The organism is Streptantibioticus cattleyicolor NRRL 8057 = DSM 46488, assembly GCF_000240165.1.
GTDB classification, from domain to species: domain Bacteria; phylum Actinomycetota; class Actinomycetes; order Streptomycetales; family Streptomycetaceae; genus Streptantibioticus; species Streptantibioticus cattleyicolor.
Genome location: NC_017586.1, coordinates 299,863 through 314,110 on the forward strand (window position 1 = coordinate 299,863; position 14,248 = coordinate 314,110).

General features: G+C 73.7%; 13 protein-coding genes. 9 read left to right on the plus strand and 4 right to left on the minus strand.

Annotation, left to right across the window (positions count from 1 at the left end; all coding sequences use genetic code 11):
* The first annotated feature begins 60 nt into the window (after positions 1-60).
* The 8 genes from SCATT_RS01130 (at position 61) to SCATT_RS01165 (ending at position 6,702) form a co-directional block, all read left to right on the plus strand.
* Positions 61-726, plus strand: coding sequence for a hypothetical protein (locus tag SCATT_RS01130; protein ID WP_014141020.1), 666 nt, complete (start codon positions 61-63; stop codon positions 724-726).
* 1,137 nt (positions 727-1,863) lie between these two features.
* Complete coding sequence (locus tag SCATT_RS01135; RefSeq protein ID WP_014141022.1) at positions 1,864-2,067, plus strand: hypothetical protein; 204 nt, start codon at positions 1,864-1,866, stop codon at positions 2,065-2,067.
* A 70-nt stretch (positions 2,068-2,137) separates the two neighbouring features.
* On the plus strand, positions 2,138-2,845 hold the full coding sequence (locus tag SCATT_RS01140; RefSeq protein ID WP_014141023.1) for a hypothetical protein: 708 nt from the start codon (positions 2,138-2,140) through the stop codon (positions 2,843-2,845).
* Positions 2,846-2,848: 3 nt separating this feature from the next.
* The gene (locus SCATT_RS01145) at positions 2,849-3,775 is read left to right on the plus strand and encodes a DUF6895 family protein (protein WP_014141024.1); all 927 of its coding nucleotides are present in this window, start codon (positions 2,849-2,851) and stop codon (positions 3,773-3,775) included.
* Complete coding sequence (locus SCATT_RS01150; RefSeq protein ID WP_014141025.1) at positions 3,772-4,839, plus strand: serine hydrolase domain-containing protein; 1,068 nt, start codon at positions 3,772-3,774, stop codon at positions 4,837-4,839. Before SCATT_RS01145 ends, SCATT_RS01150 begins: the two co-directional genes overlap by 4 nt.
* 96 nt (positions 4,840-4,935) lie before the next feature.
* Positions 4,936-5,379, plus strand: a complete 444-nt coding sequence (locus SCATT_RS01155) for an STAS domain-containing protein (RefSeq protein ID WP_014141026.1) — start codon at positions 4,936-4,938, stop codon at positions 5,377-5,379.
* A 52-nt stretch (positions 5,380-5,431) separates the two neighbouring features.
* Positions 5,432-6,223, plus strand: a complete 792-nt coding sequence (locus SCATT_RS01160; protein ID WP_014141027.1) for a polysaccharide deacetylase family protein — start codon at positions 5,432-5,434, stop codon at positions 6,221-6,223.
* Positions 6,224-6,294: 71 nt separating this feature from the next.
* A complete protein-coding gene (locus SCATT_RS01165; RefSeq protein ID WP_014141028.1) occupies positions 6,295-6,702 on the plus strand; it encodes a hypothetical protein in 408 nt (135 codons plus the stop codon).
* A gap of 12 nt (positions 6,703-6,714) precedes the next feature.
* Here SCATT_RS01165 and SCATT_RS01170 read toward each other — a convergent pair whose 3' ends face one another.
* Both SCATT_RS01170 and SCATT_RS01175 read right to left on the minus strand, forming a co-directional pair.
* Positions 6,715-7,581 (minus strand): Fpg/Nei family DNA glycosylase, encoded by an 867-nt coding sequence (locus SCATT_RS01170; RefSeq protein WP_014141029.1) that lies wholly within the window; start codon positions 7,579-7,581, stop codon positions 6,715-6,717.
* Between the two features lie 39 nt (positions 7,582-7,620).
* Entirely contained in the window at positions 7,621-9,156 is a 1,536-nt protein-coding gene (locus SCATT_RS01175; protein WP_014141030.1) for an APC family permease, read from the minus strand.
* Between the two features lie 144 nt (positions 9,157-9,300).
* Here SCATT_RS01175 and SCATT_RS01180 point away from each other — a divergent pair, with 144 nt between their 5' ends.
* Positions 9,301-10,410 carry a glycoside hydrolase family 6 protein gene (locus SCATT_RS01180; RefSeq protein WP_014141031.1) on the plus strand — a complete coding sequence of 370 codons (1,110 nt, stop codon included), beginning with the start codon at positions 9,301-9,303 and terminating at the stop codon, positions 10,408-10,410.
* On the opposite strand, the gene glxA is transcribed toward SCATT_RS01180, so the two are convergent.
* Positions 10,358-12,289 (minus strand): radical copper oxidase GlxA, encoded by a 1,932-nt coding sequence (glxA, locus tag SCATT_RS01185; RefSeq protein ID WP_014141032.1) that lies wholly within the window; start codon positions 12,287-12,289, stop codon positions 10,358-10,360. The two genes, SCATT_RS01180 and glxA, sit on opposite strands and share 53 nt — an antisense overlap.
* A gap of 33 nt (positions 12,290-12,322) precedes the next feature.
* Positions 12,323-14,164, minus strand: coding sequence for a glycosyltransferase family 2 protein (locus SCATT_RS01190; RefSeq protein WP_014141033.1), 1,842 nt, complete (start codon positions 14,162-14,164; stop codon positions 12,323-12,325).
* Positions 14,165-14,248 lie beyond the last annotated feature (84 nt).

Genomic DNA, 14,248 nt, shown 5'->3' on the forward strand with positions numbered 1-14,248 from the left:
TCACTCGGATGGGTGTGTGTCGGTGGGGGGTCGTAGGGTCGGGGCGGAGAGGGAGGAAGGGTGGGGCGAGCGGAGTTGACGCGGGCGCAGCGGGAGGCACTGGTCGGGGCGGATCCGGTGACGGGGCTGCTGGGCGGGGCGGAGCGGGTACGGGAGGCGCTGGCCGCGCGGGGGCTGGCGGTACGCCATCCACGGCCGCCGCACCGGCACTATCTGACCCCGGCCGGCCGGGAGCGCAGCGCCGCCCTGCTCGCACCGGGTCCGGAGCACGAGCCGGAGCCGGAGCCGTCCCCGGAACCCCCCTCCCCCGGTGTCTTCGCCGCCCGCACCGGCGACGAGTCCGACCCGCCCTCCCCCGACCGGCCCCGCCACGTCGCCAGCGCCTGGCAAGGGCTGTGCGAACTCCGCCGGATGACCGGCCGCGCGCCCGGCCTCCCGTGCCCCTGGGAACGCGCCCACCTCGTCCCCGCCGCGGCCCTCGCCCTCGAGGCGGCCGGGCTCCCGCCCTCCGTCCGTTCGCCCGACGGCCACCCCTCGGCGGAGGGGTACCGCGTCACTGAGACGGCGCAGTCGGACGCGGTGCGGGTGGGGTGGGAGCCGACGGGGTCGGTGGCGGAGTTGCGGGCGTGCGAGGTGGCGCTGGAGGGCGCCGGTTGGCACGTGACGTTTCACCCCGCCCACCCGCCCGGTCGCCCGTATGTGCTGGCGTCGCCGCGCCGCCTCTGACGCTTCGCTCGCGCGGGTTCGCTCGCGCTGGCGGTCAGCCATGACGTGGTGGCCGGTTCACCCGTTTCAGGATGCCGGGGTTGCCCCCCAGCGGCCCCTGCCCGGTGGGTGGTTGGGGTGGGTTTTGGTTTGGTTCGGCACCGGGTGGGTTCGCCTATTGCCGGTGCGGGGTCGGGGGCGCGCCGGGGTGACTCCTCGCTCCACGTTTCGCTCCAAGGTTGCGCCCGCCCCGCTGGGTCGCTGCGGGGACACCCCCGGCACACCCCCTTGCGCCGTCGCGCGGGTGCCTCTCTTCGCGGGGGAGGGTGAGTAAGGAGGTTGGGGTCACCCCGATCTCCTTTCTCACCCACCCCGTGCCGCAGCGCGGAACGATGCAGAACGGGGGCGTGCAGGGGTGTCCCCGCAGCGGACCCAGCGGGGCGGGGGAAAGCCGACAACGAAACGGGGAGCGAGGAGTCACCCCGGAGGGCCCCCGGAAACCCAGGCAGACAGTGCGCATCCCGCGCTGGACGAACACAGCCACGGGTGGGCGGGGGGAAACATCCGTGACGCCAGCCGCGACGAGAGCGGGGACCGGGCGCACCCCGGGGAGGTAATGGCTGGCCGCCAGCGCGAGCGAACCCGCAGACAGTGCGCACCCCGCGCTATACGCGTACAGCCACGGGTGGGCGGGGGGAAACAATCCGTGACGCCAGCCACGACGAAAGGGAAACGGGCGCACCCCGAAGATTCCACATGCAACTAGCCATAGCCTCAAAGGAGTTGGCGTCCGGCCAAAAATTCCTCGGGGCAACCCCGGACCCGTCCGGTAGACGTCGAACGCCCCCCGCCCGGGAGGGTTTTCGCCGGCTCGGCGGCCGAAGGCACCCGTACCGTACGGAGCGGCCGGCGCCCGGCCGGGCCGCACCGCCGTGCCGGCCTCCCCGGAGGGGCAGCGCGTACCCGCGGACCCCCACTCCGGCACGGTTCGACATCGAAGAGTTCATCGTCGGATCAGTTCGGGAATATGTCCGGCGGGTGGGGCGAAACCGCAGGCCCGCCGCCTTCCGGGTGAACAATCACGCCATCGGGGTTACTGTCAGGTGTCGAAGGCCGTCGTTTCCCGAGCGGCGGCATCGCGATACGAGGAGGCACCTGATGCTTACTCAGGAAACCGTGGAATTCCTCGGCACCACCACCGCGACCGATCAGGAAATGGGTACCGCGATCGCGTTGATGACCGAAGAGGAATCGGTCATCAGCGACGCGCCCGTGTGCCGGCCCGAGGCGACGGGTGCGCTGCTGCTCGGGCTGCTGATCAGCTGCTCCCCGAAGGAGCCCAAGGAACGCGACCGACGCTGAGAAGCCACCCACTCGGTGACCGACCCCCGACCGGTGCCCGGCATCGGTCGCTGACCGAAAGGTCGTACCGATGTCATTCACTGACACCTCGCTGCACGAGGAGTACGCCGGGGCGGTCGAGTGGGTGGCCGGCCGTGTCCTCGGTGCCGTCACGGGCACCGAGGACACCGGCCCCACCGGCCCCGGGGCGTGGACGGACACGTACTCCTCCAAGGCTCTGCTCGCCGCGGTCCGGGTCGTCGGCCCGGATCTGGCCGCCGCCGCCGTGCTGGCGGGTGAGGCCCTGGACCCCGAGACCGCCGAGGTGGCCGCGGCGGCGTTGCGGGTCTTCCCCGGCGGGGACGCCGAGGCCGCCGTCACCCCGGAGCAGGCGTTGGTGGTGGCCTGGCGGGACTGGGGCACCGCCCGGCTGCTGGGCGACCCCTCGGCCCGGCCGCCGGATCGTTCCCCGTTGCCCGACCCGGCCCGCTGGCGGCCCTGGTCGGTGCGGCTGGGCCAGCTGTCCTGCCTCGCCCTGCCCGGGCTGCACGGCCCGGTCCACGACGAGGTGGTGCGCGACGCCGAGGCGCTGTGCCGGGGCGCGGCGCGAGCCATGATGCGGCGTGACACCCGGCTGGCGGCCCGGCTGGCCCGCTGGCTGGCCTGGCTCGAACTGCACGGCCTGACCGTCCCGTTGGAGGCCGGGCCGATGCTGCGGCAGCTCGCCTTCACCCACGGCGGCAGCGCGCGCACCGCGCTGGACGTCGCCATCGGACAGCGGCTCGCGACCACGGAGTGAACCATGATCGAACCGCAGGTTCCGCGCCTGGCGCACCAGGTGGCCACCCGTGCCCTGACCTGGCTGCACGCCAACCGTGAACTGGGCGCGCTGCCCCCCGACGTCACCATCGACCTGGCCGACCCCGACAACGCCTACAAGCCGCTCGGCGAGACCGCGCTGGCCGCCTCGCTGGTGCTGCGGGAGAACGTGGCGGGACCGCGGCAGACCCAACTCGCCGCCGAGCTACTGGAGTTCTGCTGGCAGCAGCTGCGCGGAGGCGATCTGCTGTACGAGCGTCAGCTGCGTCACTCGCTGCTCACCGACCCGCTGGAGACGTACGCGCACTTCGCGCGGGCCGGTTACCGGCACGCGCCGATGGAGGAGTTGCTGGCCGGGCTGACCCGGTTGCGGGCGGCGCGGGCGGTGGAGTGCGTGCCCAACCGCAAGCTCGCGGTGGCCAACGCGCGGCGGGTGGTGGGCCTGGAGGAGGACACCGACTGGGACGCGCTGACCGACGCCACCTGGCTGGGGGCGACCCCGGAGCCGTGGGCGGTGGACTGGATGACCGGCTACGACGTGACCCACACGGTCTTCCACCTGACCGACTGGGGGGCGCGCCCGGAGGGGCTGCCGCAGCGGTTGCGCGGTTATGTGCGCACCTGGCTGCCGGTGTGGGTGGACGTCTGGCAGGAGGTCTGCCAGTGGGACCTGATGGCCGAGCTGCTGATCGTGGACAGCGCGTGCGGTGAGCCGGTGTGCGGCATCGGCCCGTGGGAGCAGCTGGCGCGGGTGCAGCACGAGGACGGGCTGACCCCCAGGGACGCCGATCCGGTCGAGGAGGACCCGGAGATCCGGTACAAGGACCACCAGCACCCGGCCGTGGTGGCGGTGATCGCCGGGACCGTCGCCCTGTCGCGTTCCCTGGACACCGGGGTGCGGACGGGGTGACCGCGGGGACCGGGCGCGCGGTGGTTCCGGGCGTGGCCGGCGATCCGGTGGCGGGCGGCCTCGTGGCGCTGTCCGCCACCGTTCCGCCCGAGGCGGCCGTGGTGCTGGCGACCGTGCGGGCGGGCGCGACGCGGGTGGACTGCAAGGGGCGTACCGGCTACGGCGGCGGGGCACCGGTGGACGCGGAGACGCCGTTCGAGATCGGGTCGCTGACGAAGACGTTCACCGCGCTGCTCCTGGCCGAGCTGGCGCAGCGCGGGGTGGTCCATCCGCACGAGCCGGTCGACGCCTTCCTGCCGCCGGGTTGCCGTCCCCGGGTGGCCGGGGGCGCCCCGATCACGTTGCTGCATCTGGCCACCCACACCTCGGGGTTGCCGGGGCTGCCGCCGGGGCTGGTGCGGGAGGCGCTGCCGGTGTGGTTCAGCAATCCGTACGCCCGTTTCGAGGACGCGGATCTGCTGCGGGCGGCGGGCCGGACCCGGGTGCGGGAGGTGCCGGGCAGCCGGGTGCGGTATTCCAACTTCGGGGTGGCGCTGCTCGGCCGGCTGCTGTCCGGCCGTGTCGGCACGCGGTACGCGGAGCTGGTGGCCGGGCAGGTGTGCGTCCCGCTGGGGCTGACCGGGACGGGGTGCGCGGCGGCGCCGCGGGGCGCGGTGGGCCACCGGTACGGAAGGGCGTTGCCGCCGTGGCGGATGCCGGGGTTGCCGGGGGCCGGGGCGTTGCGTTCCACCGGGCGGGACCTTGCCCGTTATCTGGCGGCCCATCTGTCGGCGGCGGGCGGCGCGGGGCCGCGCGGCCCGCTGGCCGGGGCGCTGCGGGACGTGGCGCGGCCCCGGCTGGTGCGCGGGCCGGGCGGCGACCGGCTGGCGCTGGTGTGGAACGTGCGGGAGACCCGGGCCGGGACGTTGTGTTTCCACTCCGGGGCCACCCGTGGTTTCACCGCCTTCATCGGGTTCGCCCCGGAGCGCGGGGTGGCGGTGGCGGCGCTGACCAACACCGCGCCGCGGTACGACGGAGGCTTCGTGCAGTGCGCGTACGGGCTGCTCGGTTCGCTCGCCGGGTGAGCCCTCGCGGGCCGGGGGCGCACGCGGGCGCATGAACCCGGGCGCCCGGGGCACGCGTACGGCTGTCCAGCCCGCGCAGCGTGCGAGGAGGTTTCCGTGAGTTCTCACGAGGTGGCCGTGCACACCACCGACACGACCCCGCTCTCCGTCCAGGTGACCGTGGCGGACGGGGAGCGGGCGGTGGTGCGGCTCGGCGGGTCCTTGGACGCGGAGTCGGCGGCGGCGCTCCATCTGCATCTGGCCAACCAGTTGCGCCACGGCCACCGGCATCTGGTGGTCGATCTGTCCGGGGTGCCGTTCATGGACTCCTCGGGGCTCAACGTCATCCTGCGGGCGATGCAGGAGGTGCGCCGGATGGACGGCGGGCTGTGCCTTGCCGCCGCCTCGGAGCAGGTGCGCCGGGTTCTGGACCTGACCGGGGTGTCGTTGCTGGCGCCGGCGCACGACACCGTGGAGGAGGCGCTGGCCGACGACTTCGACCCGCTGGCGCAGTCGCTGCTGGCGGAGTCGGCGCTGCGCGGCCCGGACACGTCCTCCTGACCGGTCCGCCCGGCGCGGGCCGGGGCGCGGGACAATGGTTGCGGGTGAGGCCATGTCCGGCTGGACACGGGGTGCGGTGGCGGCGGCGCTGGCGGTGCTGGCGGCGGTCGTCGTGGTGGCGGTCGTGGTGCGTTCGGTGGCACCGGGGCCGGCGGCCGGGGTACGGGTGCGGGCGCGCGCGGTGCCCGCGGTGTCGGCGCCGGAGCCGGGGGTGCGTCCGCTGCGCCGGGTGGGCCGGACCGACTGCCGGGTGGCCCGGTGTGTCGCGCTCACCTTCGACGACGGCCCCTCGGCGTTGACCGGGGCGTTCCTGGACGAGTTGGAGGCGGAACGCGCCACGGCAACGTTCTTCCTGATCGGCGGGCACGTGGCGGAGCGCCCCGGGGTGGTGCGGCGGGAGTTCCGGCATGGTTTCGCCATCGGTGACCACACCGCGCACCATCCGGATCTGACCCGGCTGCCGCCTGCCCGGGTGCGGGCCGAGGTGGCGCTGGGGGCACGGCAGATCGCGCGGGTCACCGGGGTGCGTCCGAGGATGCTGCGGCCTCCGTTCGGCCGCCAGGACGCCACGGTGCGGGCGGCGGCGCGGATGCCGGTGATCGAGTACGACGTCACCTCGCTGGACTGGCGGCGGCACGGTGCGGCGGCGATCGAGCGGCGGGTGCTGGCCCGGGTGCGGCCGGGTTCGATCGTGCTACTGCACGACCGTTACCGCGGCACGCTGATCGCCGTGCCGCGGATCGTGGCGGCGTTGCGGGCGCGGGGTTACACCCTGGTGACCGTGCCGCAGTTGCTGGCGACGACCGGGATGCGGGCCGGGGCGGTGTACTTCCGGGGGCCGTGAGGGGCGGTGATCGACTTGCCGGTCGCGGGTGGTCGGGTGTGGCCTGGAGGGAGGGCAGGAAGGAGCTCGCGATGACGCACACACTCCCCCGTCCCGCCAGGGAACGCGCAGCGCGCGGGGCGGCGCGCCCGCCGGTGAGGACCGGTTCGTGGCTGTGGCCGCTGGTGCTGGCCGTCTTCATCGGCGGCTACGCGCTCTTCCTTTACCACAACCACGGCCACTCCCCCGAGGACTCGGGGCTGCGCGGCGCGGTGACGGCGATCGTGTTCGGCGTGTTGTGTTATCTGGCCGGCCGCTGGCACCACGGGCGCCGGGCGGAGCTGACCGCCGGGGTGTACGGCGCGGTCTTCGGCATCGGGCTGGGGTTCTTGCTGTTCCTGAGCGGGGAGACGTTGCTGCGGTCGTCGTTGGTGGGGTTCGCGCTGGGCGCGTCGATGGGGCTGTCGACGTACTACTTCGCGCACATGCGCGGCCGTTGACGCCCCGCGGGGTCACTTCAGCAGCCGGGAGAGCCTGCGGTCGGCGAGGGGCCGGCCGCCGGTCTGGCAGGTGGGGCAGTACTGGAGCGAGGAATCGGCGAAGGAGACCTCGCGGATGGTGTCGCCGCACGCCGGACAGGGCTGCCCGGTGCGGCCGTGCACCCGCATGGTGCGTTTCTTCTCGGCCTTGAGGTCACCGGCGACCAGTCCCCGGGAGCGTTCGACGGCCTCGGTCAGCGTCCCGGTGACCGCCTGGTGGAGGCGGGCGGTCTCCTCGCCGGTGAGGTCGGCGGCGAGTTTGTACGGGGAGAGGCGGGCGGCGTGCAGCACTTCGTCGGAGTAGGCGTTGCCGATGCCGGCGATCACGCTCTGGTCGCGCAACACGCCCTTGATCCGGCGGCGTTCGCCCCGCAGCAGCCCGGTGAGGGCGTCGAGGGTGAAGGCGGGGTCGAACGGGTCGACGCCGAGCGAGGCGATGCCGGGGACCTCGCGGGGGTCGGTGACGCAGTGGACCGCGAGGCGCCTTTGGGTTCCGGCTTCGGTGAGGTCGAGCCCGCAGCCGGGCGGGTCGGCCAGCAGCAGGCGCAGCGCCAGCGGTCCCTTGCCCATCTTCGGCGGTGTGGTGGGCAGCCCCTCGCGCCACCGGACCCATCCGGCGCGGGCGAGGTGGACGACGAGGTGGAGGTCGCCCGCGGTGATGTCGAGGAACTTGCCGTGCCGCCGCACCGGGCCGAGGATGCGTCCGTGCAGCGCGGTCAGCGGCGGGTCGTACGTCTTGAGCGCGCTGACCGCGACCGGGTAGATCCGGGACACGGTGTGCCCGTCGAGCTTGCCGGTGAGGAATCCGGCGAGGGCTTCGATCTCCGGGAGTTCCGGCATGGTTCCAGTGTGCCGTACCCGCCGGGTGGGGCGCGCCGGTCACCGGTCGCGGCGGGCCGCGGTGCGCACGCCGAGGGTCTCCTGGCGGAAGAAGGCGGGCCGGGCCAGGCGGCATCCGGCCATCAGCACCACGCCGAGCAGCAGGGATCCGATCCCGGTGACGAGGACGCCGCCGACGTCCCAGTGCGGCCACCACGGCAGCCGCCAGGTCGTGGTGCCGTATCCGGGGGCGGCGTAGACGACGCAGGCGTCGGCGAAGAAGTACGTCAGCAGCACGGCGCCGGTGCCGGGGAGCACGCCCTTGAGCCACAGGTCGCGCGGGCTTCGGGTGAGCACCGTGCGGTGGTAGCGCACGCAGGCGAAGCCGGTGAGGGCGTAGGTGAAGGCGATCACCAGGCCGATGGAGGAGATGGTGTCGGCGAGCACGTTGGCACTGGCCTTGGTCAGGGCGACGTAGAAGGCCACGGAGGCCACGCCCATGCAGACGGTGGACCATGTGGGGGTGGCGAAGCGGGGGTGGACACGGGCGAAGCGCGCGGGCAGGGCGCGGTGGGCGGCCATGGACAGCGTGGTGCGGGCGGTCGGCAGGATGGTGGTCAGGGTCGAGGCGGCGGCCGAGGTGAGCACCATCAGGATGAGCAGTTTGTCGAGGACGCGGCCGGCCCGTCCGGTGCCGAAGACCTCGTGGCCGAGGTTGGACAGGACGTCGGCGGAGTTGGCGGGGTCGGCCAGGCCGATGCCGTGGGTGCCGGTGCCGGCGAAGGACTGGGCGGCGGTGGTGACGGTGGCGTAGACGGCCAGGAGGAGCACGGTGGCGGTGACCGCGGCCCGGCCGGGGACGCGACCGCTGTCGGTGGTCTCCTCGTTGACCGACAGGCAGGTGTCCCATCCCCAGTAGATGAAGACCGAGATCAGCACGCCCTTGGTGAAGGCGCTCACCGAGCCGGTGCGGGTGGGGTCGAACCACGTCCAGCTCACCGGGGCGGAGCCGGGCGGCGCGCTGCCGCCGTACACCCGGGCGAGCGCGGCGCCGCCGAGCACCAGCAGGATGGCGACCTCCACGGTGAGCAGCACGGCTTGCAGCCGGGCGGAGACCTCGACGCCGACGTAGCACACCACCGTCATCACCACGATCCACACCACTCCGGCCGCCGTGACCCAGGTGGTGTCGGCGGCCAGGCGGCGGGCGCCGACGAGCCGGAAGCCGTAGGCGCCGGCGATCTGCGCGAGGTTGGCCATGACGATGACGTCGGCGGCGATGATCCCCCAGCCGCCGAGCCAGCCGGTGCGCGGCCCGAAGGCGCGGGTGGCCCAGGTGAAGGTGGTGCCGCAGTCGGGTTCGGCGGCGTTGAGTTCCTTGTAGCCGTAGGCGATCAGGAACATGGGGACGAAGCCGAGCACCATCACCACCGGGGTGCGGTCGCCGACGGCGGCGGCCACGGTGCCGAGGGTGGCGGCCAGGCTGTAGGCGGGGGCGGCCGAGGCGAGGCCGATGGCGGTGCTGGCCAGCGGTCCGATGGCACCGGCCCGCAGCCCCTTGTCCGGTGCCGTGGTCGGGGCGGCGGGGTGGTCCATGTCGGTTGACGGTACGTCAGCGGGCGTGGTGTTTCCGCGGGTCCCGGGCGGTGTCCCCCCGATCGGCGCAGCATCGCTGGTGTGACTGACCGTCAGGTGTGAGGCTGGCCGTCAAGGATCCGTCCGGCGGTGAGGAGATGTCCGGTGTCCGGCAAGCACGCGGCCCCGCGTTCCCGTTCCTCCTGGCCGGCCGCGGGGGTGTTGTGTCTGGCCGGGGCGCTGGCCCTGGGGTGCGCGGGACCGTGCCCCGGTGGTGCCGCGCGGCGCGCGGGCGACCGGCTGTGGGTCGATCCGCACACCGACGCCCGGCGCACCTCGCGGGTGTGGACCGAGCGGGGCCGGGAGGACGACGCGGAGTTGCTGGGCCGGATGGCGGCGCAGCCCACCGCGGTGTGGCTGGGTGACCGTGATCCGCTGGAGCGGGCACGCGCGGTGACCCGGGCGGCGGCGCTGGAGGGCCGGGTGCCGGTGCTGGTGGCGTACGACATCCCGCACCGGGACTGCGGCCAGTACTCCCGGGGCGGCGCGCCGGACGGGCGGGCGTACCGGCGGTGGATCCGCCGGCTGGCGGCCGGGGTGGGCGTCCGCCGGGCGATCGTGGTGCTGGAGCCGGACGCGGTGGCCCAGTGGGTGACCGGCTGCCCGGCCGCCGAGCGGGACGGGGAGAGCCGCCTCGCGCTGCTGGCGGACGCGGTGCGCACCCTCAAGGCGCTGCCGGCCACCTCGGTCTACCTCGACGCGGGCAACGCCGGCTGGGTGCCCGATCCGGCGCGGATCGCCCCGGCGTTGCGGGAGGCGGGGGTGGCGGAGGCCGACGGGTTCGCGCTCAACGTCTCCAACTTCCAGACGACGCGGGTGAGCCGGCGTTACGGGCGGCGGCTGTCGCGGCTGCTGGGCGGCGCCCACTACGTGATCGACACCAGCCGTAACGGCCGTGGCCCGGCCGACGGGCGCGGGGACGGTCCGGCGGCCGGCGAGGAGGGCTGGTGCAATCCGCCGGACCGGGCGCTGGGTGCCGCGCCCACCACCGACACCGGTGATCCGCTGATCGACGCCTATCTGTGGATCAAGGTGCCCGGCGAGTCCGACGGCGCCTGCCGGGGCGGTCCGCCGGCCGGGCAGTGGTGGTCGGAGTACGCGCTGGGGCTGGCCCGTGCGGCCCGGCACGGGGGGCGCCGGGCCGCTTCCGGGGGCGGGGGGTTCAGCTCACGTGCAGCCAGCGGGCCGCCGACGGGGTTCCCCGGGGGTCGGTGACGAAGACCATGTACCAGCCGGGCGGGACCAGAGAGGGGTCGGCGGGCACGGTGACGGTGAGGGTGTCGCCGTGCCGGGCGACGGGCAGCGCGATGGAGCGCTGTTCGACGTCGGTGACGTGGGTGACGGCGCTGGGCCGCATCAGCCGGGCGGTGGCCACCGGGGTGGCGGCGGGCACCCGGAAGGCGGCGGTGGCTCCGCGATGCACCTCGGCCGGGCCGCCGGTGAGCCGCGGGCGGGTGCGGCCGTACAGGTAGGGCGGGGTGTAGACCTCGATGCGCTGTTCGAAGGCGGCGGGTTCGGTGTCGGCCTTGTCGGCGAAGAGCGGGTTGGAGCCGAAGACGGCGATCCGGCCGTCCGGGAGCAGCAGCGCCTCGGCGTGGTAGTCGCGGCCGACGGCGGGCGCGGCGGCCGGGTGGAAGACGCGGCGGGCGGGGTCGTAGAACTGGGCGCGCAGGATGTCGCTGGCCTCCTTGCCCCGGTAGTCGCGCGAGCCGCCGGTGGTGAAGACGTGGTCGTCGGGGGTGAGGACGGCGTTGAGGTAGCGGGTGCCTTCGGCGAGGGCGGGTCCGGGGCGGTAGGCGGGGTGCGCGGCGGTGAGGTCGACGGTGCCGGTGCGGGCGGTGGAGCGGTGGGATTCGCCGACCCCGCCGCCGCCGAGGATCATCACGGTCTGCCGCTGGGCCGGGGGCAGCAGCACGGAGGCGGAGGTCTCGGTCTGGTCGGCGTCGGGCAGCCCGGGGACGGGGGCGAAGGTGTTGGCGCGCGGGTTCCACACCCCGGGGGTACGTCCCTGGTCGGCGGGGCCGTAGCCGGCGTTGGAGCCGGAGTAGAAGAGGTTGCCGCCCTTGGTGAGGAAGAGCGCCGGGTAGGTGGGGAAGTAGCGTTTGGGCCCGGTGTGCCAGGTGCGGGTGCGCGGGTCGAAGATCTCGTTGTCGCCGGGGATGATCTCGCCCATGTCGTCGAGTCCGGAGACGGCGAGCACGCGTCCGTCGGCCAGGGTGACCAGCGTGGGGTACCAGCGGGCCTGGGCCATCGGGTCGACGGGGACGTACCGTTCGGCGGTGGCGTCGAACTCGTACGCCTGCTTGATGCCCTGGAAGTCCTTCTTGTCGAGGCCGAGTTTGGTGGCCAGGCCGTAGTGGTTGCGGGCGTCGGCGCCGGTCAGGCCGGCGATGCGGTACTGGTCGGCGGTGTTGGCGATGCCGGCCTCGCCCTCGCGTACCGCTTCGACGTAGACGCGAGCCTCGCTGGCGGTGACGGTGACCTTGGCGGCGCGTCCGGTGCCGGTGACGTGTTTGACGCCCCGGGGCACCAGGACGGCGAACTGCGAGCGGAACTCCTTGCCGCGGGTGCCGCGGAAGAGCGTGCCCTTGGGCAGCAGCCGGGGGTGGTCGGGGTCCTCGTTCTTGACCACCATGGCGCCGCCGGCCCGGTGGACGTCGCCGGCGAGCCTTTCGTAGCGTGCGGTGCCGCCGGCCACCAGCAGGTTGCCGTCGGGGAGTTGGGCGTGGCCCGCGCAGAACATGTCCTTGGGGGTGGGGATCTCCTTGAAGGTGTTCCTGGCCGGGTCCCACAGCACGCTGCGGAAGGAGCCGGCCTTGAAGTTCTTCTCGTCGTTGCCGGAGCCGGCGATCAGCAGCACCTTGCCGGTGTGGAGCAGGGCGGCGTGGATGGCGTTGACGCGGTGGGCGGCGGGCACGGCGAGCAGGTCCCAGTGGCCGTAACGCGCCATGTACTCGGGGCGGTTGATCTCGTAGTCGTGGTAGGCGTGCTGGGCGTAGCCGTAGACCGCGGGGCCGTTGAGTCCGGCCAGGACGACGCAGGCCGTCGCCCCGAAGGCCAGCTTGCGGATCCGCGGGGTGGGACGGTGTCTCACGGTTGCCTTCCTTGACGGTGGTGCGGGTGCGGGTCAGCCCCGGGTGCGGGCGCGCAGCAGGGTGTACCGCCAGGCCAGCAGCGGGCCGAGGGCGATGAGCAGGGCGAGCACGGCCCAGGTGCACATCGCGGCGTGCCGGTGGCCGAGGAGCGCGGAGCACAGCAGGCAGCCGGCGAAGACCGCGGCCCACCCCAGGTGGGTGGCGAAGGTCCGCAGCCGGTCGGGGCTGGCCTGGCCGCCCTTGGGGGTGACCACGAAGCCGGCCCGGCGGCGCAGTACGGCACCGGCGAGCGAGCGGGCGTAGAGCGGGGCGGCCAGCGCGGACATGGCCATGCCGGCGGCGCCGGAGGATCCCTCGGGTTCGTGCGGGCTGACGTTGTGCCGCCGGTTCCACAGGTACAGGCCGATCTGGAGGGTGGCGGCGTCCCCGTAGAGCATCAGCCAGATCCGCGGGTCGATGTGGAGGCCGGAGGCGCCGAGCACCATGAACAGGGCGCAGGAGAGCGCGCCGAGCGCCCAGTTGACGGCGGACATCGGGTAGTAGGTCACCATCAGCGCGTAGTTGAGGGCGCGTCCCGGGGAGAGCCGGAAGACCGACTTCCAGAACTGTCGGACCAGCGTCTCGTAGGTGCCGCGGCTCCAGCGCAGTTGCTGGTTGAAGAAGTCGGTCCAGCTGGAGGGGCCTTCGCCGACGGCGAGGACGTCGGGGGTGTAGACCGAGCGCCAGCGGTGTCCGGTGCGCGGGTTGCGGGCGGTGTGGATCTCCAGGCCGGTGGCCATGTCCTCGGTGATGGAGTCGTAGAGCCCGCCGACCTGGCGCAGGGCGGCGACGCGTACGCAGTTGTTGGTGCCGACGAACATCGGGGAGCCGTAGGCGTTGCCGGCCCGCTGGATGAGGGCGTGGAAGAGGAACTGCTGGCTCTCGGACGCCTTGGCCACCGTGCTGTGGTAGTTGCCGTAGACCTGGGGGCCGACGACGAAGGCGACGTCGGGGTCGCGGAAGTAGCCGAGCATGCGTTCCAGGAAGTCGGGCAGCGGGACGTGGTCGGTGTCCACGCAGGCCATGAACTGGTAGCCGGCGCCGTGCGCGTCGAGCCAGGAGTTGTAGTTGCCGTGTTTGGTGCGGGCCCGGAAGGGTCCGGCCGGCTGGTTCCAGCGGGGCTCTCCCTTGCGGGTGAAGTGGTGGACGCCGAGTTCGGCGCAGAGCGCCCGGGCCTGTTCGCTGTCGCCCTCGTCCAGCAGCCACACGTCGAGGTGTCCGTCGTGCCGCAGCCGGGTGGCCGCGGTGAGGGTGGCGCGGACCATCTCCAGGGGTTCCTTGCCGGGCACGTAGGTGGTGAGGAAGGCGACCCGGGTGCCGGGTTCGGGGGGCACCGGCAGCGGGTCGCGGGCGACCAGGGTGGCGTGCGCGTTGGAGGCCACGTTGACCACGCGGAAGGTCTCGATGAGCGCGATGGACAGCAGCATCGTGGTGTCGGCGGCCGTCTGCCACCAGGTGACGTGGTGCCGGTGCAACCAGTGGCCGGGCTGGACCAGCCAGATCAGCAGGGTCAGGGAGAGCAGCGGGGCGGCGGTGAGCAGTGCGGTGGTGCGTACCCGGTGGCCGCCCTGGCCGCACAGCGCGCGGTAGCGCACGTGGTAGGTGCCGTCGGCGCCGGGCACCGGTTCGGTCAGCGGGCCGGCGAGGCGGCTGAAGCGCTCGTAGTCGTAGCCGGGGTGGTCGGCGGGGGGCCGGCGGCCGGGTCCGGGGAGGCCGGCCGTGGCGGCGCGGGGCCGGTCCGGCGCGGTGCCGGTTCCCTTGCCGCGGGAGGGGACCGGGACGTACGTGGGTCGGTGGTCGAAGGCTTCCCGGGCACTACTCTGCGAAATCGTCACGGCGCGTCCCCGAGGGCGTGGAGCCCTTCAATTGGCAGAAAATAGGGCAATGCGCTATGGAAGCTAACAAACCAAAAGATAAAT